At 58.4% G+C, this 20048-nt stretch carries 21 protein-coding genes; 11 read left to right on the top strand and 10 right to left on the bottom strand.

Features of this window, described 5'->3' with window-relative positions; all coding sequences use genetic code 11:
• Positions 1 to 44: 44 nt before the first annotated feature.
• Positions 45 to 1241 carry an HDOD domain-containing protein gene (locus tag CLV83_RS02740; RefSeq protein WP_132287172.1) on the bottom strand — a complete coding sequence of 399 codons (1197 nt, stop codon included), beginning with the start codon at positions 1239 to 1241 and terminating at the stop codon, positions 45 to 47.
• A gap of 189 nt (positions 1242 to 1430) precedes the next feature.
• On the opposite strand from CLV83_RS02740, the gene metG reads away from it, so the two are divergent.
• Positions 1431 to 3467 carry a methionine--tRNA ligase gene (gene metG, locus CLV83_RS02735; RefSeq protein WP_132287169.1) on the top strand — a complete coding sequence of 679 codons (2037 nt, stop codon included), beginning with the start codon at positions 1431 to 1433 and terminating at the stop codon, positions 3465 to 3467.
• Between the two features lie 15 nt (positions 3468 to 3482).
• Here the strand turns inward: metG and CLV83_RS02730 are convergent, their stop codons facing one another.
• On the bottom strand, positions 3483 to 3788 hold the full coding sequence (locus tag CLV83_RS02730; protein WP_132287166.1) for a DUF6482 family protein: 306 nt from the start codon (positions 3786 to 3788) through the stop codon (positions 3483 to 3485).
• A 141-nt stretch (positions 3789 to 3929) separates the two neighbouring features.
• On the opposite strand from CLV83_RS02730, the gene CLV83_RS02725 reads away from it, so the two are divergent.
• Complete coding sequence (locus tag CLV83_RS02725) at positions 3930 to 4898, top strand: ketopantoate reductase family protein (RefSeq protein ID WP_132287163.1); 969 nt, start codon at positions 3930 to 3932, stop codon at positions 4896 to 4898.
• Between the two features lie 71 nt (positions 4899 to 4969).
• Positions 4970 to 5308: a HopJ type III effector protein gene (locus CLV83_RS02720; RefSeq protein WP_132287160.1), complete on the top strand. Its 339-nt coding sequence runs from the start codon at positions 4970 to 4972 to the stop codon at positions 5306 to 5308.
• 39 nt (positions 5309 to 5347) lie between these two features.
• Here CLV83_RS02720 and CLV83_RS02715 read toward each other — a convergent pair whose 3' ends face one another.
• Positions 5348 to 5911: a nucleoside deaminase gene (locus CLV83_RS02715; protein WP_132287157.1), complete on the bottom strand. Its 564-nt coding sequence runs from the start codon at positions 5909 to 5911 to the stop codon at positions 5348 to 5350.
• A 92-nt stretch (positions 5912 to 6003) separates the two neighbouring features.
• Here CLV83_RS02715 and CLV83_RS02710 point away from each other — a divergent pair, with 92 nt between their 5' ends.
• The 4 genes from CLV83_RS02710 to CLV83_RS02695 all read left to right on the top strand — a co-directional run bounded on the left by CLV83_RS02710 (position 6004) and on the right by CLV83_RS02695 (position 9557).
• A complete protein-coding gene (locus CLV83_RS02710) occupies positions 6004 to 6183 on the top strand; it encodes a hypothetical protein (RefSeq protein WP_132287154.1) in 180 nt (59 codons plus the stop codon).
• A 106-nt stretch (positions 6184 to 6289) separates the two neighbouring features.
• Complete coding sequence (olsF, locus tag CLV83_RS02705) at positions 6290 to 8026, top strand: bifunctional ornithine lipid synthase OlsF (RefSeq protein WP_132287151.1); 1737 nt, start codon at positions 6290 to 6292, stop codon at positions 8024 to 8026.
• A 70-nt stretch (positions 8027 to 8096) separates the two neighbouring features.
• Entirely contained in the window at positions 8097 to 8789 is a 693-nt protein-coding gene (locus CLV83_RS02700; RefSeq protein ID WP_132287148.1) for a vWA domain-containing protein, read from the top strand.
• A 33-nt stretch (positions 8790 to 8822) separates the two neighbouring features.
• Positions 8823 to 9557 carry a J domain-containing protein gene (locus CLV83_RS02695; RefSeq protein WP_132287145.1) on the top strand — a complete coding sequence of 245 codons (735 nt, stop codon included), beginning with the start codon at positions 8823 to 8825 and terminating at the stop codon, positions 9555 to 9557.
• Positions 9558 to 9572: 15 nt separating this feature from the next.
• Here CLV83_RS02695 and CLV83_RS02690 read toward each other — a convergent pair whose 3' ends face one another.
• On the bottom strand, positions 9573 to 10553 hold the full coding sequence (locus CLV83_RS02690) for a hypothetical protein (RefSeq protein ID WP_132287142.1): 981 nt from the start codon (positions 10551 to 10553) through the stop codon (positions 9573 to 9575).
• A 170-nt stretch (positions 10554 to 10723) separates the two neighbouring features.
• Here CLV83_RS02690 and CLV83_RS02685 point away from each other — a divergent pair, with 170 nt between their 5' ends.
• Together CLV83_RS02685 and CLV83_RS02680 are read left to right on the top strand one after the other, a co-directional pair.
• Positions 10724 to 10930, top strand: a complete 207-nt coding sequence (locus tag CLV83_RS02685; RefSeq protein WP_132287139.1) for a dodecin — start codon at positions 10724 to 10726, stop codon at positions 10928 to 10930.
• 196 nt (positions 10931 to 11126) lie between these two features.
• A complete protein-coding gene (locus tag CLV83_RS02680) occupies positions 11127 to 12509 on the top strand; it encodes a sigma 54-interacting transcriptional regulator (protein ID WP_132287136.1) in 1383 nt (460 codons plus the stop codon).
• Positions 12510 to 12542: 33 nt separating this feature from the next.
• On the opposite strand, the gene ybaK is transcribed toward CLV83_RS02680, so the two are convergent.
• The 3 genes from ybaK to CLV83_RS02665 form a co-directional block, all read right to left on the bottom strand.
• Entirely contained in the window at positions 12543 to 13019 is a 477-nt protein-coding gene (ybaK, locus tag CLV83_RS02675; protein WP_132287133.1) for a Cys-tRNA(Pro) deacylase, read from the bottom strand.
• A gap of 43 nt (positions 13020 to 13062) precedes the next feature.
• Positions 13063 to 13689, bottom strand: coding sequence for a hypothetical protein (locus CLV83_RS22665; RefSeq protein ID WP_207894691.1), 627 nt, complete (start codon positions 13687 to 13689; stop codon positions 13063 to 13065).
• Between the two features lie 68 nt (positions 13690 to 13757).
• Positions 13758 to 13976 carry a DUF3820 family protein gene (locus tag CLV83_RS02665; RefSeq protein WP_132287130.1) on the bottom strand — a complete coding sequence of 73 codons (219 nt, stop codon included), beginning with the start codon at positions 13974 to 13976 and terminating at the stop codon, positions 13758 to 13760.
• Positions 13977 to 14126: 150 nt separating this feature from the next.
• Between CLV83_RS02665 and CLV83_RS02660 the strand changes: the two genes are divergently transcribed.
• Both CLV83_RS02660 and CLV83_RS02655 read left to right on the top strand, forming a co-directional pair.
• Complete coding sequence (locus CLV83_RS02660) at positions 14127 to 15497, top strand: methyltransferase domain-containing protein (protein ID WP_132287127.1); 1371 nt, start codon at positions 14127 to 14129, stop codon at positions 15495 to 15497.
• A gap of 28 nt (positions 15498 to 15525) precedes the next feature.
• Positions 15526 to 16326 (top strand): MOSC domain-containing protein, encoded by an 801-nt coding sequence (locus tag CLV83_RS02655; RefSeq protein ID WP_132287124.1) that lies wholly within the window; start codon positions 15526 to 15528, stop codon positions 16324 to 16326.
• Between the two features lie 23 nt (positions 16327 to 16349).
• Here the strand turns inward: CLV83_RS02655 and CLV83_RS02650 are convergent, their stop codons facing one another.
• The 3 genes from CLV83_RS02650 to smrA all read right to left on the bottom strand — a co-directional run bounded on the left by CLV83_RS02650 (position 16350) and on the right by smrA (position 19870).
• On the bottom strand, positions 16350 to 18470 hold the full coding sequence (locus CLV83_RS02650; protein ID WP_132287121.1) for a tRNA(Met) cytidine acetyltransferase TmcA: 2121 nt from the start codon (positions 18468 to 18470) through the stop codon (positions 16350 to 16352).
• Complete coding sequence (locus CLV83_RS02645) at positions 18467 to 19204, bottom strand: hypothetical protein (RefSeq protein ID WP_132287118.1); 738 nt, start codon at positions 19202 to 19204, stop codon at positions 18467 to 18469. Before CLV83_RS02645 ends, CLV83_RS02650 begins: the two co-directional genes overlap by 4 nt.
• 81 nt (positions 19205 to 19285) lie before the next feature.
• On the bottom strand, positions 19286 to 19870 hold the full coding sequence (smrA, locus tag CLV83_RS02640; protein WP_132287115.1) for a DNA endonuclease SmrA: 585 nt from the start codon (positions 19868 to 19870) through the stop codon (positions 19286 to 19288).
• Positions 19871 to 20048 lie beyond the last annotated feature (178 nt).

Here is a 20048-nt window from a genome sequence, read left to right as displayed (position 1 = left end):
CTATCAGCCGCCCCTGTTGTCTCCAACCGCTTACTACCGACGTTTTATCGGTGGCGTTCGACGAACCGGGCTGCGAGCTCTTCCCAGTGCGCCCGACGATCCATTTCGCCGATCTGATCCAGGTAGGAGGTAGATAAACGACCCGCAAAATTGCAGCCAGCCTTATTCGCCACACTCTTGAGCAGAGCATCTGCCGAATGAACGGCGGCCAGCGCTGTATAGGCACTGTCATCGGAGGCCTGGGGTACGTGATGGTAGAGCACCGCGCGCACCGTACGTGGCGAGACGCCCCAGCGATTCAGAATCGCCGCAGCCATTTCTCCCTGGGTCAGGTTGTACTCCAGTTTTTCCACGGCATAGATCGGCTGTTTGAGGATGGCGGCGCGCTCCATAACATGAAAGTAGCGCTGCGGATCGAGACTCACCAGAGCTCGGGCACCTATATCGAGAAAAAAGCCTGCGGCACAGGCGCTAATAGCGTGAACCCGATCAGAACCCACTGTTCTCGCCAGCTGCTCTGCCAGCTTGCCGCAACGCAGCGAGCGCTGCAGCGAAGCCTCAAAAGAGAAGCCGTCGAAGCCTGCTGGCTGGGGCAGAATACGCTGCACATGCACCAGAATGCAGAGATCGCGAAAGGTTCGAAGCCCGACCAGCTTCATCGCATCGGCCACACTGAAGATCAGTTTCTTACTACCAAAGAGCGGGTTATTGACCAGTTCCATCACCGCTTTCATGTAGTCTACCTGGCCTTTGAACAGCGGCGCGACCGGTGCGGTATTATCGTTGAACCGCGCATCGATCATCGCGTTGAGTGCTTCAACCTGCGGTGGCAGCGGCGGGATATCGTTCAGAAAAGCGGCCACCGTATCGAACTTACGGGCGAAGATCCTGCTTTTGACATTCTGCACCCGCTCAATGGCATGAGACACCTGCGCCGGGTCACACTGGGCCGGCAAGGCCGCGTCGAGCACATCATTGGCTTCAGTGATATAGCGCGCGCTGGGGCTCCAGGAGAGCAGCATACGCACCAGATCGGGCCGCGCAGAAGCAACCTTTCGGGCAAAAGTCAGCGCATCGAGGTTATCGCCCTCGACCCGCAAGATAACCACATCCACCGAGCTATCGGCGATCAGCTCCAGCAGCTGCGCTTCGCCGGTCGCCAGTTTGCAGCGCCAGCCAAGGAGATCCAGAGGGTCGAACAACGTCTCATCGATATAATCCAGGTAAACCACTGTCGCCATCGCTTATCCCTGCTTCCGCGCTAAAACCTATCTTAATAACCCAACCGAAAGCGCCGGTCTATCGGTCATCCTAGTTGCAAGCTACGCAAACGTCCTGTTCTACCGGGCGAATACCTTCATAAACCCGTCAAACCGGCGTAGAATCGGGCGCCTTGAATTCTACTCCACGAACAGGTTTTTGAGCGTCCGATGACCGACAGCAAGCGCAAAATACTCGTTACCAGTGCCCTGCCCTATGCCAACGGCCCTATCCATCTGGGTCATCTGGTGGAATATATCCAGACCGATATCTGGGTTCGCTTCCAGAAACAGCGCGGCCACCAGTGTACCTATGTCTGCGCTGACGATGCCCATGGCACACCGATCATGCTCAAGGCCAATCAGATGGGGCTATCCCCGGAAGAGCTGATCGCCAAAGTCAGCAGCGAACATCAGCGCGACTTCGCCGGTTTCATGGTCGGCTTCGATAACTATTACTCTACCCACTCGGAAGAGAACCGGGAATTCGCGACGCTGATTTATCAGCGCCTGCATGATGCCGGTCATATTGCCCGCCGCACCATCACCCAGGCGTTCGACCCTGAGAAGAAGATGTTCCTGCCGGACCGTTTCATCAAGGGTGAATGTCCGAAGTGTGGCGCTGCTGATCAGTATGGCGACTCCTGCGAAGCCTGCGGAGCGACCTACCAGCCCACCGAGCTGAAGAACGCCTACTCCGCCATCTCCGGTGCCACACCGATCGAGAAAGATTCCGAGCACTTCTTCTTCAAGCTGGGTGATTTCGAAGACTTCCTGAAGTCCTGGGTCAGCGAGCATGTGCAGACACAGATGATCCACAAGCTTAACGAGTGGTTCGAATCTGGCTTGCAGCAGTGGGATATCTCCCGTGACGCACCCTACTGGGGCTTTGAAATCCCGGGCGCCGAAGGCAAGTACTTCTACGTCTGGCTGGATGCGCCGATCGGCTACATGGCCAGCTTCAAAAACTGGTGCGACCGCAACGGCGTGGATTTCGACGAATACTGGAAGCCGGGCACCGACGCCGAGCTATACCATTTCATCGGTAAGGATATTGCCTACTTCCACACCCTGTTCTGGCCTGCGATGCTGCAGGGTGCCGGTTTCCGCACGCCGACCGGCGTATTCTGCCACGGATTCCTCACCGTAAACGGCCAGAAGATGTCCAAGTCGCGCGGCACCTTCATCATGGCGGAAACCTATCTGAAGCACCTGCGCCCGGAATACCTGCGCTACTACTTTGCTGCCAAGCTCGGCTCCGGCGTGGACGATATCGACCTCAGCCTGGAAGATTTCCGCTTCCGCGTGAACTCCGATCTGGTTAACAAGGTCGTGAATATCGCCAGCCGCTGCGCCGGCTTTATCCAGAAGAAGTTCGATGGCGAACTGGATAGCGAACTGACCAACGCAGCCCTTTACAACGAGGCTGTTGCCGCTGGTCGCAGCATCGCCGACGCCTATGAGAAGCGTGAGTACGGCCGCGCCATGCGTGAAATCATGCACCTGGCGGACAAGGCCAACCAGTACATCGACAACGCCGAGCCCTGGGTTCTGGCGAAGCAGGAAGGCCGCGAGTCCGAAGTTCAGGCCTGCTGCACCTTGGGTATCAACCTGTTCCGCGTGATCATCAGCTACCTCGCTCCGATTCTGCCGAAGGTCGCTGAAGATGCAGCCCAGTTCCTCAACATCGATGGCTTTGCCTGGGATGCGATCGAGAAACCGCTGCTTGGCCACAAGATCAACAAATTCAAGCCGCTGATGCAGCGTGTTGAGCCGGAAGCGATCGAAAAAGTGATCGAGGATTCACGCCAGAACCTGGAAGCCGCGCAGAAAGTCGCTCCGAAAAAGCAGGCAGAGAAGCCGGCCAAGGAGCCGATCGCAGATACCATCGAGTTTGGCGACTTTGCCAAGGTCGACCTGCGCGTCGCGCGCATCGCCAAGGCAGAGCACGTGGAAGGCGCGGATAAACTGCTACGACTGACGCTGGATCTTGGCGACGAGACCCGCAATGTCTTCGCCGGCATCAAGTCCGCCTACAAACCGGAAGACCTGGAAGGCAAGCTAACCGTTATGGTGGCTAACCTGGCGCCGCGTAAAATGAAGTTCGGCATGTCTGAAGGCATGGTCCTGGCGGCCGGCCCCGGCGGCAAGGACCTCTGGATCCTCGAACCGCATGAGGGCGCACAGCCCGGCATGCGGATCATGTAAGGTCCTGGCTCACTGCTAGGAGAGATCCTGATCCGGGTTGAGCAGCTTCACCTTAAGCGGCTCAACCCGGCCCGTCGGCATCCCGATCATCTCGTTATAGGCAGATTCCTGCACCAGCCAGGTATCAGTGATCCCTAACCCTTTAAACGATTTTTTCGCGTCCAGTTGACTGCGAAACTTCAGCGGCAACCCCGCAGCATCGCACACAGTAAACTGCCCTTGGGAGGTTTCTACCTCCGTGAGGTAAAGACCGTTTTCAAACGAGCGTAGAAATAGACGCTGCACCTTTCCTGCGATCAGCTGCTCCAGGGTAATTTTCATAACTGCATCTCTGCCTCTGAGGTTGATCCAAACACCGTTTTTAGGCTGAATACGATCCCATAGTGAAAATGGTTCTTCCTGTGCGACGGGCGAGCAGATCAAACCCCGCGTATGGAGCATACCTAGAGGGAACTTCCAGGCATGAAATTTCTGATTCTTGGCGCCGGTGGTATCGGCTGCTATTACGGTGCGCGCCTGCTTGAGGCCGGCCATTCCTGCACCTTTGTCGCCCGTGGCAAGCACCTTGAGGCGCTCCAGACCAACGGACTTGAGGTCCGGCATCCCGAGCTTCACTTCACCGGTGCGGTTGACGCCATCAACCTGGCCACCCTCATCAGGGAGCGTAGCGCCGCCGAATTTGACCTCGTTCTGTTCTGCCTGAAAGGCGGCGCGACCACTGAGACGATGGAGCAACTCAACGCCTGGCTAAACGACTCCCAACTGATTCTGCTCTCCCTGCAAAACGGCGTGGACAATGAACCACTCATCGCCAACACAATAGGTGATGCGCGCACCTTGGGCGGTCTGGCGGTGCGCATCGGCGGTCATATTCTCGAACCTGGAATCATTGAAGCCACCGGCCCGGCACAGATCGTGATGGGCGCCTGGCCGGATAGCACCGCACAGCCCTCGACAGACGCGTTCGCAAAGAAGTTGTCGCTGCTGTTAAACGAAGCTGACATTCCCACTCAGGTCAGCCCGGATATCCGCTACGAGCTATGGCGCAAGCTGCTGATCAACAACAGCATGAACCCGCTTTCAGCCCTCACCGGGCTTGATACCCGTAGCCTCACATCGGACCCGGTGCTCCGCCCTATCATCCACGCAGTGATGACCGAAACAGCAGCCGTGGGAATCGCCGACGGCGTAGCGCTTGGAGAAAAGGACGTTGAAGAGATGTTTGAACTGATCTGCGGCTTCGACGCGATCAAAACCTCGATGCTGGTCGATCGTGAAAAAGGCCGGCCGCTGGAGCTCGATGGCATTTCCGGCGCGGTGCTCTCTCGCGGCGAAAAACTGGGAATTAACACACCACTGACGGCATTGATTAACCGTCTGCTGGAACTAAATATCGGTAGCGCCGAACTGCTCACAACGCTCAAGCGCTAATAACAACGCTTAACAAGCACTGACAACCCCACTGACAACCCAACACTTACAACACAGAACAAGGATTAATGATGACACCGGAACAGCTGGTAGAAGCCCTGAAAAACAACCAGGCCGTTGAGTTTGAAGACAGCATGCAGGTGATCGACGAGCACTTCGATTACACCCCGGCCGCTTTCAAAAATGGCGACCAGGAAAACGAAGCGGGCCAGAACGCAGGCTCCTGCAAAATCCTGGCCTTCGGCCAGTTGATGGCGCTAAGCGAAGAGCAAACTCTGCGCTGCTTCGGCCGCTTCTACCAGGACGTGCTGGGCACGCCTGAAGGAAACGACCACGGCAACATCCGCAACTTCATGAAGTCCGGCTGGAACGGGGTATCCTTCGAAACAACTCCACTGACTCGCAAGTAACACGCAACCAGCCAAGGCGGTGCGGCGGTGCGCTGACCTTCAGCTCGCCCGTTTGTGCATCAGCTCTTCGCGGTGAGCCTGCAGCCCCGCCCGGCTCAGGCTCTCGGCCAGATCCCGCAATGGATCACTGACATCGGCTCGGCGGAAGTGGCACAGCTGGGCCAGCTCTTTCAGCGCCGGCGGCAGGTGATCCCTGAGATGCGCCATGCCGCCCTCGCCATCCTCCACCAGATAGACAATCTCGCCAACACCGGCATACAGGGCACGGCTCAGACACATGGGGCAAGGCTCCAATGTCACCAGCAGACTCAGCGTCTGGCTCGGAGGCGTATTCTCCCTGGCTTCCAGCTGATCGAACGCGCGCATCTCCGCGTGAGCCGCAGAGTCGAAACGACCGCTAAGCACCTCATTGCCCGACTCGGCCCACACCCGGTGTCGGTCATCCATCAGCAGCGCACCTACACCGTAGGTTCCCGCCAGCAACGAGTGCAGCGCCAGTTCGCAGGCATGCATCGCCTGGGCTTCATCCCTGAATCTGAGATCCGGCTCCAACGCCTCAAATCGCGCCCTAAGCTCCGCGGCAAGGGTATCTGATACATCCATATTGATCTCCCGTTGGCACACTTAATACATTTGAAACTATCCTGAGGATAGGACCAATGTAAATAAGAAATAATCGCTATCGGAGAGAGAACATGACCACTGAAAATGAATGGCATGGCCGTGAGCGCAGACACACACCCGACCGCAGAGTACAGGAAGAACGCCGCGAAGAGATCCGTTTTGAGCCGGGTAAAAAAGACCGCAGACAGAGCCGCGGACGCAGAGATGGTGAGCAGGATCTCTGGGAACAAGCGATGCGAGAGGAAGATTAGCCACCCCCTTAGCCTAGCCGTCATCGCTCTGTCACGCTAACGTCAAGCCGACGTCACTTGATCGTCTTATCCTCGTCGCCGTCATGTAACAGTGCCGGGACGAGAGATGCAGATCAACGTAGAACAGGTTCTCCTCAGCAAATATCCGGGGTTCGCGACCAAGCCCTCCCCGGTCCGCCGCTCCACCCTTTTCTGCCTGCGCCGCTTGGTGCGCGAAGGCGAGATCAACCGCTTTCTGGAAGATAACCGGGAAGTCACCGGGTTTGAGTTTATCGACCGGGTGCTCGACTACTTCAACTTCAGTTACAGCGTCTCCGCCAAAGAGCGGATCAACATCCCCTCCAGCGGCCGCGTGGTTATCGTTGCCAACCACCCGCTGGGAGCACTGGATGGCCTCGCGCTGCTGAAGCTGGTCGGCGAGGTTCGCCGCGATGTGCGCATCATCGCGAACGATGTGCTGATGCACTTTGATCCGCTGCAAAACCTGTTTCTGCCGGTCGATAACCTGGGCAAGGGCACTCGCAAGAAAGACATTGCCCGCATCGTCGACTGCCTGCGTAACGAAGAAGCGGTCATCGTATTCCCCGCCGGCGAGGTGTCCCGTGCCGGCTTTACCGGCATCAAGGATGGCCCCTGGAACAGCGGCTTCCTGATGTTTGCCCGCCGCAGCAATGCGCCGATTCTGCCGATCCATGTGGGCGGCAAAAACTCGGCGCTGTTCTATGGCCTGTCGACGCTGAAAAAGTCGATGTCCACGCTGCTGCTCGCCCAGGAGATGTTCAACAAGCGCGAACGTACCCTGCCGATTCGGATCGGCGAGACCATTCCATTCAGCCAGCTCGATACCCTGCCGGTGGCCAGCAAGATCAAGGCAAAGCTGCTGAAGAAACATCTCTACCGTATCGCCCGCAATAAATCGCCACTATTCAAGACCGAAAAGACCATCGCCCACCCGCAGAACCGACAGCTACTTAAACAGGAGCTGCGCCATGCCGAGCAGCTTGGCCAGACTGCTGATGGCAAAAAGATCTACCTGTTCGACTATCGCAGCGATTCTGCCGTGATGGCCGAGATCGGGCGCCTGCGCGAGGTGGCGTTTCGCTGTGTCGGCGAAGGCACCGGCGCTCGTCAGGATCTGGACAACTATGACCGTCACTATAAGCACCTGATCCTCTGGGACGAAGATGACCTGGAGATCGCCGGCGCCTATCGGTTGGCCGAGCCCGGCAGCAAGCAGTCGCTCTACAGCGCCAGCCTGTTCAGTTATAACGAGGCCATGAAACCCTACCTGGCCCAGGGCATCGAATTGGGCCGTAGCTTTGTGCAGCCGCGCTACTGGGGCCGCCGCAGCCTCGATTATCTCTGGTACGGGATCGGTGCCTACCTGCGACGCCATCCGGAGATTCGTTACCTGTTTGGTCCGGTCAGCCTGAGCAACAGCTATCCGAAACGCGCCCGCGATCTTCTGGTCTGGTTCTATCGGCACTATTTCCCCGACACCCAGGGACTGGGCCGCTCTAAAAACCCCTATGTGATTGACAGTGACACCGATGCAGAGATGCGCCGTATCTTTGACGGCCAGGACTACAGCACCGACTTTGCCATTTTGAAGGCGCAGCTGGAGTTTCTCGGCGTATCAGTACCGACCCTGTATAAGCAGTACAGCGAGCTGTGTGAACCCGGCGGCGTGCGTTTCCTCGATTTTGGTGTCGATGCCGACTTTAACTTCTGCGTAGACGGTCTGGTTCTGGTCGATACCCAGCAGGTGAAAGCCCGCAAACGGCAACGCTATATCGGTGATCTCCCCCAGATGGTACGCCAGCCGCCAAGCCAGGCAGACTGACCCGGGGGTATGACTGCAAAGCCACCCGGTCTAAACTGAGAACAGATATTCAGTCCGACCGGGTGGAGTCATGGGGAAATCGCTGAAGACGGTATCCGATAGCAAAGAGATAGACGCCTTTCTGAATCAGGCAAAAGACCTGGCGCCCTATGCGGGTCAAAGCGCACGCCTGCTGTTCGCCATGGATGCCACAGCCAGCCGCAGCCCTACCTGGGATCACGCCTGCAGCCTGCACAGTGAAATGTTTCTCGCCAGCGGCAACAGCGGCGCACTGCAGGTGCAGCTTTGCTACTACCGCGGCTACCGCGAGTTTCACTACAGCAACTGGGTCGCCCGGCCCGAAGCACTGCTACAGGAGATGAACGGAGTCAGCTGCCTGGGTGGCCACACCCAGATCGGCCGGGTGCTCGAGCACGCCCTGCGCGAACATCGTAATCACCCGATCAACGTGGTCGTATTGATTGGCGACTGCTGCGAAGAACCGCTGGATCCGCTGTGCGAACTGGCCGGCGAACTGGGCCTGCTGGGGATCCCGCTATTCTGCTTTCACGAGGGTGATGATCCCCACGGCCGCTTGCTGTTTGAGCAACTGGCGCGCCTCTCCGGTGGCGCCTTTGCCCGTTTTGACCTGAACAGTGCCCATCGCCTGAAGCAACTGCTAGCCGCTGCCGCCGTCTATGCCACCGGTGGCATCGAGGCACTGGAAAACCTGGCCCGAAACAATCGCGAGCTACTCGCCCTCACCCATCAGCTCGATCGTTAACGCACTCAAACTCATGAAAGGAATGGAGACCCTGTGAACCCACTTGGCTTGGTACTGCTGGCAATCATCGCCGGCGCTGGACTGCTCTGGCTGAAAAACCAGCCACCGGCAAACCGGACCCGCGCGGCTCTGAAAGTGGCGCTGCTGATGATTTTCCTGGGTCTGCTGTTCCTCGCCATTACCGGCAAACTCCACTGGCTGGGTGCGCTGCTGGCGATCATGCTGCCCTTCGCGCAACGCCTGCTGCCACTGCTGCTGCGACTGCTTCCCTTCCTGCAACGCATCTTCAGTGCCAATCGGCGCCGCAGCGGTCAAAGCGGTAAACAATCCAGTGTGCGCAGCCAGATGCTACTGATGACACTGAACCATGACTCCGGCGCCATGGACGGCGAGGTTTTAAGCGGCACCCTGCAGGGGCGCGCGCTGAGCAGTCTCGATAAAGAGGAGTTTTTGCAACTGCTGAAAGAGTGCCGCGCCAGCGATACCGACTCGGCAAGGCTGCTTGAGACCTACCTGGACAAGCGCTTTGGCAGCGAGTGGCGCGCTGATGACCAGGGTGGTGGTGATCAGACCGCTGACAGCGATCTGGGCGGTAACATGAGCCGCGACGAAGCGCTGGAGATACTTGGCTTGGAACCGGGCGCGAGCCGAGAGGAGATCATCGATGCCCATCGCCGGCTGATGCAGCGCAACCATCCAGACCGGGGCGGCAGCACCTGGCTGGCCGCCAGAATCAATGAAGCCAAATCGCTACTGCTGAAAGATTAATCTCCGTCGCCAACCTCAGGGCAGACTGAGCCCCCGCTCCTGCGGCCACTGCAACGGCGTGCCGGTTCTGACCAGCTGCAGCCCACGGCCGAAATTTGGATCGTCCGTAAGCAGGCGGATGGAACCATCCGCCTCCACCGACCAGAGCAGCGTATCGTCATCGTTGCCATCGCGCTCCGTCTCCACCAGCAGTCGTCCGCTGCTCATACGACGCCAACTGCCGGTTCGCACATCCAGAGACTGATCTGCGTTGTGGCTGTCGATCACCAGACGGGCGCGACCATCGGCCCGCAACAGCAGATAAAGATCGCGCAGATAAGTATTGGGCGGGGTCGAGTAGCGTGATGCCAGATCCAGACGCCCCAGATCTCCGTAGCGCGCGCACCCTCTAAACAGGTCCCCTTCCATGTAGAGTTCTGCGCTCAGGAAGTACCAGGTACCGGTGTTGTCAAAGCATGGACGCTTGTAGACCATCAATTCGGCGTTCAGTGTTTGACGCCCCCATTTCACATCACCCAGCCAGCGCCACATATTGCCCTCGCGGATGAACTGCAGATCGGAAAACCCCAGCGTACGCAGGCGCTCCGCTTCTCTGAGCACGAACTTGGTCTCGCTCAGATCCGCCACCCAGTTAGGATTGACACCAAAGGCCCTGAGGTCTGCCCCCTCTGCCGTTTCACGACAGCTGTTCAAGTCGCCGCCGATTACCCTTGGCTGCAGCAACTGCCAGCCGACGGCACTGCCAACACCCCAGCCCTCGACATAGACAGAGAGTCCCTCCTGGCTCTGCGTCGCTCTGGCGTACTGCTCCACAAGTGACTCGGGCGGACTTTCAAGGCTGTACCACTGCCGATCACGACATAGCCTGAAACGAAATTCGCCGGACTCCTGAGTTACCAATCCACGCTGATAAAGGAGCTCCTGATCCACCGCCGGTTTGAGTTGGCACCCTGCCAACGCCAAAGTAAGGATCGAGAGTAAAATTCTAGTGCGCATCCTGCCGTTTTAGCCTTTTATGAGATTTGTTTGGATCATAGGGACTGGCGCGAAGGGACTCAAGAATGGCAAAATCTTGGCTGTCTCTAATTTGCGTCTATACTACAAAAGTAGGCACCCCCGAACTTGGCTATCTGCCGTTAACCCGGTAAATTAGAGGAGCTCGATATATGTCTGAACATAGCTACCAAATTATCGAGATCGCAGGCTCATCCACCAGCAGTTATGACGATGCGATTCGCGGTGCTATTGCCGATGCGGCAAAACAGCACGAACATCTGAACTGGTGGGAGGTCAAAGAGATGCGTGGCCATATACAGGATGGCACCATCGCCCACTACCAGGTGGTACTAAAAGTCGGTTTCAGGATGGCCTGACCAGGCGGCCCTGCCCCCGAAATCTTTGCTCAAACCCGGCCTGGATAAAGGAATACCCGGCCTGGAAACACATGGTCCGTTGGTTCATCTGTGGTTCGCCACACAGCAAAAATACGCTGACGGAAAATTTCAATGGAACTGAAATATTAGTTCATCGTCATACGGTTGTTTCAAATGCCGTATCAGGAGCCTCAAGATGACCCCGAGCCCACATGTTTTGCTTGTAGATCAGAACCCGGATCAGCTCCGGCTGCTCGAGGATTACCTCGTTGAAGCCGGCTACAGGGTCTGCAAAGCCAGCAGTGGCGACGAAGCGATCAAGCAGCTGGACGCACAGACCCCTGAACTGGTTATCTGTGATCTGCGGGCAACCGCGAAAAATGGACTGACACTGAGTGAACACATCCACCAGGATAATCCGGAAATTGCCCGGATCCTGATCGTGAATCAGTCCGTGCTCCCCGAAGCACTGGAAGCAACAGCGCAGGGCGCTTTCGGCATCATTACACCGCCGTTCGATAAAGCACACCTTCTTGATACCGTTCGTGCCGCTCTGGACACCGCCGATCAGCGTCGTGACCAGCGTTGGCGTAGCGATATTATCGGCCGCAGTCCGGTCATGGAGCACCTGCTTGACCAGGCCCGCCGTGTCGCCGTTTCCGATGTTAATTTGATTATCAGCGGCCCTGCCGGCAGCGGCAAGGAACTGCTGGCCAAGGCAATCCACCACGCCAGTGGACGTGCCGAGCAGCCGTTTGAAGTGCTCAAGTGTGACAATATGCCGGAGCAGATGCTGGAATCAGAGCTGTTTGGCATCCGCCGTGGCGCCTTTGACGGTGCCGACAAGGACCAGCCCGGTCTGCTGGAGCGCGCCCGTGGCGGCACCCTGATCCTCAACGAGATCTGTGATCTGACGCCGCGCCTGCAGGTCAAACTGCTGACCGCGCTGGAGAACAGCCGCGTGCGCGGCAGTGATGGCAGCCCGCAGCTGGACGTGAGAATTATCGCCACATCCCAGCGTAACCTGGAACACGCGATGCTCAGTGGTGAGCTGAACGATACACTCTACTACATGCTGAGCACTGTCAGCCTGGAAGTCCCTGCGTTGCAGGAGCGTGCCGAGGACATTCCCCTGCTTGCGCGTCACTTCCTCGCGCTGGAAGCCAAGCAGCAGGGTCGCCGGGTGCGCAACCTGTCTCCTGGTGCCATTCACCTGCTTGGCCTGTCAGCCTGGCCGGGCAATATCACTCAGCTTGCGAAGGTGGTGAGCCAGGCGGTGTCCAAAAGCACCTCCCCGGTTATCTCTGAAGCCCTGGTTTCCGAGGCAATGGACCATCAGGAGCGTGTTATTCCTTCATTCAACGAAGCCCGGGCTGAGTTCGAGCGTCGTTACCTGATCAAGCTGCTACAGATCACCGAAGGTAATGTGACCCACGCGGCACGCATCGCAGAACGTAACCGCACCGACCTTTACAAGCTACTCGGCAAACACGATCTGGAGCCGGCACGCTTCAAGGTCCGCAGAACCCGTAAACCGGCGCGTACAAGACAGGTCGCCCGCACCGGCACTCAGGGTTAAACCTGGGCGCCGCTGACGAAGCCCTCCGCAAGGTTAACGCTTCGCCAGCGGCGCCTGCTTCCCTGTGGTCAACTCAAGCAGTATTGCCGGCGCCAGCTCAATATCGAGCCCACGACGCCCACCACTGACCAGAATGCTCGCCTGCCCACCGGCGCTGTCATCAAGCAGGGTAGGCAGGCGTTTTTTCTGCCCCAGGGGACTGATCCCTCCCACTATATAACCGGTAGCGCGCTGAGCATCATCCGGCTTTGCCATCGCCACTTTTTTCACTTTAAGTGCTGATGCCATCGCCTTTAGGTCCAGGTTCACATCCACTGGCACTATACCTACGGCCAGCTTCTTCGGATCTCCGTCCACGCTCACCAGCAGCGTTTTAAACACCTGCTCTGGCGGGTAACCCAGTTTCTCCGCCGCCTCCAGACCATAGGCCGGCGCAGCCGGATCGTGCTCGTACTCATGCACAGTAAACGGCTTACCCGATTTTTCCAGCAACTTTATCGCAGGGGTCACAGCTCTCTTTCCCTAATCTAACCTGCTCTGATCGCAAGCATTCCTAATCAAATAAACCCAGCGCACGGTCGGTCAGATCAATCACATCCACTACCGTGCCGCGCCCTTCCATAACGCGGACGATTCTATCGCCGATGCGCAGCAGCTCAATGCCGTCGTTACGGCCCGTGAGCCTGTTCAGCAGATCTGAGGGCAGATGTTCCGCATGGCGATAGAGATAGGGATCTATACGATCACCGACAACGAGCTTGTCGCGCCAGCCCGGAGGCAGATCACCGCCCCGGCGCAGTTTTTTCTGCAGGCCCGGCGGCAGCGCTTTGTAACGGCGGCGGTCCGACTCATAGACAGCGCCATAGTGGCCTTCCAGAACATCCCTTAACAGGCGCTCCCTGTCACGATCCGAAAGACGATAGCGGTCATAATCGTAGTATCGGTCTCTATCCCGGTCCCGGTCATAATCGCGATCCCGGTCTCTGATGTAATCCCTGTCGCGGTCGCGATCCCGGTCGTAGTCTCCGTCGCGGTCACCATATCTCTGGTGCTGTGAGTCCTGCTGCTGTGAGTTTTGCGGGCTTCCCTTGCCCTGCTGCTTGTCTTCCACCCATTCGGGCTTTGCTGCGATTACAGGCATCGCAGTCACCAGCAATGCGGCCATCAGAATACGTTTCATCGACTTCTCCTGTTTTCACAAGGGAACAACCAGCCTAAACGGGCCAGGCTTAACCTGCGCCAAACAAATTAACGCCTTCGCAGAGGCTCAAGTACCGACTCCAGGCCATTGAGTTTGATCTCATACAAGAGCGCCAGGCGCTCGCCAAGCTTCCCTTCGGGAAACCCTTTGCCAGCAAACCAGACCAGATAAGGCTCGGGAAGGTCCAGCAGAACCCGTCCCTTATATTTGCCAAACGGCATTTTCATCTGCACCAGATCGACCAGTACCTGGTTATCCAGTTCCATATTCTCTCCTCTACCAACACAGCATAGCGCCCACCCGGGGCTGGAAAAAAAAGCCCGGCCCAAGTTAGTATCGCCGTCTAAGCAAAACGAGCAGTGATGCCGTAACGAGCATCACCACAAAAAGACCCGATCCGAAAGTTTTTAGCCCCGATGACAGCACCCAGTCCGCTACAGCAGGCGCTGACGTTAATGCAGCAGCAAGCCTACCCCAGTGCAGAAGCGATCTGCCAGCAGCTCCTCGCCAAAAACCCGAAAGACTTTAACGCCCGACATCTGCTGGGCGTTATAAAGATGCATGCCGGCAACGCCCTCTCAGCCTGCAAGGAGCTAAAGCGCGCGTCAGAGCTTCCGGTAGCGGACCGCTTCCGGGCGCAAGCACTGAACAACCTTGCACTGGCGCTGAAACAGCGCAGTAAATTTAGCGATGCGCTCCAGGTACAGGAGCAGGCGGTGGCTCTGCTTCCAGATGAACATGCATTTCACATCAATCGTGTTTATCTGCTGGAGGTACTGGAGTCCTGGCAGACAATTCTCGACAGCCTCGAGCAGCAGAGCTGGCTCAACGAGGTCGATGAGCTTCAATGCCTGCTGGCACGTACCGAGCGCCATACGGGAAAGATAGAACAGGCACAGCGCCGGATCGCGCAGGTTCTGACTCGCGAAAGCGATCACCCGGAAGCCCTGGGCGAGTTTTGCCTGCTGCAGAGCCTTAGCGGAGCAACGGTGCAAGCGGAGAAACTCGGTTCTCTGACTATCGATGAACTCGAATCGGTGGCCGATTATCTGGCTGAGGAGGGTTATCTGGAGAGCGCCCTGCCGCTTTATCGCCGCCTGCTTGAACTGGACCCTGAGCATGCCGCTGCACGCCATATGGTCGATGCCGCCACCGGCCAGGTCGCCAACCATGCACCCGAACAGTATGTGCGTGGTCTGTACGACACCCATGCCGCGCAGTTCGAACAGCAACTGGTCGATCGCCTGGGATACCGGGCACCCACACTGCTGACAGACGCTCTGGCAGAACTACTACCACAGCACCTGAGCCGCGTCGCCGATCTTGGCTGCGGCAGCGGCCTCCTGGGCCGCAACCTGAAGCAGCAGTTCAGCATCGATCATCTCAGCGGCTGCGACCTCTCGTCTGGCATGCTCGATGAAGCACGCAGACAGGGCGGCTACGATCAGCTTGAGCAGGCCAACCTGCTGGACTGGCTGAACCAGCAGCAGGCGCTGCAACTGGCCTGCGCCACCGATGTACTGATCTATATCGGTGATTTGGGGCCGATCATGCAGTCCGTGCATAAGGCTCTGGCTCCCGAGGGTATCTTTGCCTTCACCGTCGAAGCGGCGGACCAGGATCTGGAGCTGGCACCAACCGGCCGCTACCGCCACAGCGAAGCTCACCTGCGCCAGCGAGCCACACAAGCCGGTCTGGAGCTGCTCAGCAGCAGCGCCTTCCCGTTGCGCAAGGAACAGGGCAAGATGCAGACAGGCCTGATGGCGTTCTGCCGCAAGCCCGCATAACTCAAAAGTAGGAATTGAAGGGAATCTCATGTCCAACCCTGTCGTCAGCGGCCTTTATATCTACCCGATCAAATCGGGATCACAGATCTCTTTGTCCTCCGCCTGGGCCGAAACGCGTGGCCTGGCAATGGATCGCCGCTTTATGGTGTGCGACCCCGAAGGGATGTTCATCACTGCACGACAGGATCCCAAACTGCTCAATGTCGTTTCAACACTGGTTCACGACGGGCTGATATTCAGCGCGCCAGGCAAACTGCCGCTATACCTCCACTACGATCAGATCGATGCGGAGCGGCGCCAGGTCGAGGTCTGGAATGACATTCTTGCCGGCCGCCGCTGCCCCGAGGCCGTCGATGAGTGGCTCAGCGACTATCTCGGCAAACCGGTACATCTGGTCTACAACGACCCGGAAAGCTACCGCGTGGCCGGCCGCGCCGCCGAGCGGCCGGTGCTCTTTGCCGATGGCTACCCTATCCTGCTGACGAACGAAGCCTCGCTGCAGGCGCTCCGCGATGAGGGCCCGACGGAAACCGAGATGCGCCGTTTCCGCCCCAACCTAGTGGTGAAAGGGGCGACAGCCTGGGCGGAAGATGGCTGGAAGCGGATCAGAATCGGCGCGGTTGAACTTGAGCTGGTAAAACCCTGCGAGCGTTGCGTGCTGATCACCCGGGACCCGTTCACCGGTGAAAAGTCACCCAAATCTGAGCCGCTGCGCACCCTGGCGCGGATTCATCGCAGTGAAGATGGCCGTGTCTGTTTCGGCCACAATCTAATGGTAACCACACCGGGATTACTGGAAGTGGGCGCCGAGGTCGAGCTACTGGACTAAGTGAGTGTTAGCCAATACAGGGCTTAGATAAGATCAAGCAGCTGCGCGGTGAGAGCTCTCAGTCGCGCCAGCTGAGCCTTGCGCCCACCAAGCCAGGACAACTGCTCAGCGTCCCGCATACGCCAGATTCGCTCCACCAGCAGACTCTGATCCTCAGGAGCAATAGCCAACGCAGGCCAACGGCTGATCGTCAGACGCAGCAGTTTATCCAGGGCTAGCAGCGAACTCTCCAGCGAGCGCTGATAGTGTGCAAACCCTTCCAGCAAGCACTTATCCCCCGCTTCTATTTCCGCCATCTGCGCAGCATGAAACAGCCCCGGCAGCAGCTCCACCTGCAGCGCATCCAACGGCCCGTTCAAACGATAACGCAGACCCTCAATGTAGCGCTGGCGCATTCCCGGCAGCCATTCCTGCGCCCGCGGCGATAGTGCCCGCAGCTCCACAACAGCATGGGAGCCGGAGATAGGATCCTGCCGATCCCCGACCCGTACCGGCAGAAACCCGCAGCCCTGCCAATAGCCCAGCAGCGCCGGAGTAGCCGCGAAGCTGGCACCGATATAATCCACCCTCGCCCGCTCTGCACACTCCACCAGCCAGTTTAAAAACCGGGAGCCAAGACCAACGCTCTGGCAGGCAGGATGTACGGCGATACGAACGATCCGCCAGGCGCTCCAGGGCGCCACGGCTAATTCGCCTTCATGGGCGATCAACGCCTGTGGCAGCAAATGCCCGGTGGGCCGCCTTACCCCCTCCCAAACGCCCTGGGCGAGAGAGTCGGACAGTTCTCCCTCCCGGGCGACCAGGGCACAACCCACCAGGACACCGCCCTCTCGCAGAAGGCAAACATCCAGATTGGGGCTGTCCAGCAGCACACGGGCATCGCCAGGGGTGGTTCGATAATGCGCCAGCACCAGCAGCCCGAACAGCTGACGCAGCAGTGGCTCATCCTCACTTAACCGGTCTCGATTCAGCCACTCCATAGACAGAGCTGCCCGATCCGATTGCTGCGCCGGAATCTCGGCATCCACATCCAGCAACAACAGCCGCGACAGCGAGGTTTCGAGCGGATCACCGGTTGCCCAGCGAACCGGCGCTGCCAGCAGGATCTCACCGGTTTCCGGTGCCAGTTCACGCAGCTCGTTCATAAACCTGAGGGTAAAGCCCCGCCCGTTGCCCTCGTAACCATGCTGGGTCGTCGCGAACAACACCCGGGCATAGTAATGACTGAGCCGGGCCAGCACCGGCGTCGCGATTGCCGCGGCCTCATCAATCACTAGCAGATCGGCGGACTCCGGCCGCTGTGACAGCTCCGCGGGCGCACGATATACAATGGCCAGAGGACCGGCCTGGCCACTGTCGCCCTGCCAATGAATCGCCCCCAGCAGCGCCTCAATACGTTCAAACAGTGCCGACAACGCACTGCGCCCCGGCGCAGTCAAAACTACTTTGAGCGGCTTCTGCTGCGCCCTGAGCGCCAGCGCCAGCCCCAGAGCGGCGGATTTACCACGCCCACGATCAGCACTGATCACCTGCTTGCAGCGCCGCTGTCGCAGCCGATTCAAAAGAGTGTCTACCGCACGTTTCTGGTCATGACTGAGAAACGGCGCTTCAACCGCCTGTGCAGGCTGCGACGTCGGCCAATCGGGTAGTCGCTTACTGCCAGCACTCCATTTGACCAGAGCAGGGTCTGCATCGAGCAAGCGGACGACCCGACGCAGGTAACGTGGTTCAAGCTGCTCGGGCGTCCAGGGTTCAACACTCAGCTGACGATATTCAGGATCCTGAAATCCGGGCCAGCGCTCGGAATCCGGCGCCAGCACCACCAGCCACCCGCCCGCAGCGATAGTGCCGGACACCTGGGCCAGGGTATTGGGATTAAAGCCACTATACGCATCGAAAATAATCCAGGGGTGGGTTTGGCCCAGCACCTCAGCGGCGCGCTTTAACGGCCAGCAGTCCAGCTCCCGGCCCAGATCTCGATCACTAAAAACCAGCCCGGAAGCTGTACCTTCCCGAGACAGAGTGTCGATCAATGACGGAAGCTTTTCATTGCAGAAGGATGGATCGCCCGCCAGCCAGAGCAAACCACGGTGCCGAGCCTGGCCGAGCTGCTCACCCAGGCGTTTAATATCGGTATCGATCATGAGCTGAACGTGGGATTGAAGGCGTCGAGTTCGACACTCTCGGCTCGATAGGCGTAACTGCCCGAAGGTTGGGCTCGAACCTCATCGAGCAAGTGCAGCAGCGCTCCCCTGATCCGCTCGGGCGTCAGTTCAGCACTCGGCTGCAAGGTACAGGCCGCCAGTCGAACCTCAACATCCTCGCGTCCAAGCAACCTGGCGGCGTTAGCAACACAGCGTTCAGCCAGACGTTCCGCCTGCTCATTGGTACTCGGCAACAGCAGTTCGATATCGCCGCGATCATTCAGCCCCACCAGATCACCAGGGCGGGAAATTTCGTCGGTGAGCATTAACGCCAGGCGTACGCGGCAGGCTGCCAAAGTGACTGGATCAGGGCACTTGAGATCGAACCGCATCAGCGTTAGGGGAGCAAATTCACGCACTGCACGACGACACTCGGTCGTCAGCACCCGACCAAACCATTCCGGCAGCGCCGCACCGGTATCCGGATCAGTCACTCGCTGAGTAATCAGTGAATGTTGGAGTTCATCGAGTCGCACATGCTGTTGATTGATCAAACGACGTGTCGCTAAAAACAGAAACAGGAGCAGCACCAGCGCCAGCGCCTCGAGCAACACCTGCAACAGGGATGCCGAGCGCCAAATAGACAGCCCCAGCAGCACCGCCAGCGAGATCGCCAGCCCCGCAGACAACAGGGTCAGTGTTCGCCGTTGCGACTTGCTGGTACGGGGATCCATTCTTAGGGCATATCCTTCGCGTAGTTGCTGTCAGTAAAGCGTTTTTTGGCTCCAACTGCAATTACACAACAGCACGGCGTTTCAACGCCCGGCGTTCTGATGTCGCTCCAGGTTCTGCTGCCGCTGCTGGCTGTTTTTCCTCAGCATCACGTACACCGCTCCAGTGCCGCCCTGCTGGGGTTGTGCAGAATGATAGGCCATGACCTCATCGAGAGCGGGCAGCCAGATATCGAGACAGCTTTTGACCCGGTTGGCATGGGTTTCCGGCTGCCGGGAGCGGCCGAAGTTGATCAGTACCGTACGTATTCCAAGACCGACGCACTGTTGAACAAACTCCACCAGTTCATCGGCACACTCGGCGAGCCCTTTGTGCATCAGATCCAGGCGTGCATCCACGGTATAACGGCCAAGGCGCAGATTGCGGTAGACGCCTTCCTGCACCCCGTCCCGCTTCCACTCTATCGGATCCAGCGGATCCAGCAGGTGTTCCGGGCTTAACGGCATGCGCTCATCACTGCCACCGCCCAGTGCAGCCAAGCGACGGGCACGGTGTTTAGGGTCCAGCCGCGGGCGGGCGCTGCCATAGCTGCGCGCACGCTGCTGAGTTTTGATCGGCCTGACGCCATCGGCTTCCATCAACTCGAAGAACTCTTCATCTTCTCTCATGGCAGGGGCCCTCCGTCAGTTCAGTTGCGGCACCAAGATAACCTCTTTTTGCCGGCCCGGGCCAGCCCGGCAAAAGCTTCGCAACTTTTCCGCGCCAGCAAACTCCATTATGGTGATTACAATGGGTCGCCGGGGAAGCTATAAGCAAACCCATAAATTCCCTATACGGCGACTCCCG

The organism is Marinobacterium mangrovicola, assembly GCF_004339595.1.
Classification (GTDB): Bacteria; Pseudomonadota; Gammaproteobacteria; order Pseudomonadales; family Balneatricaceae; genus Marinobacterium_D; species Marinobacterium_D mangrovicola.
This window is presented reverse-complemented; position numbering and strand designations above follow the sequence as displayed.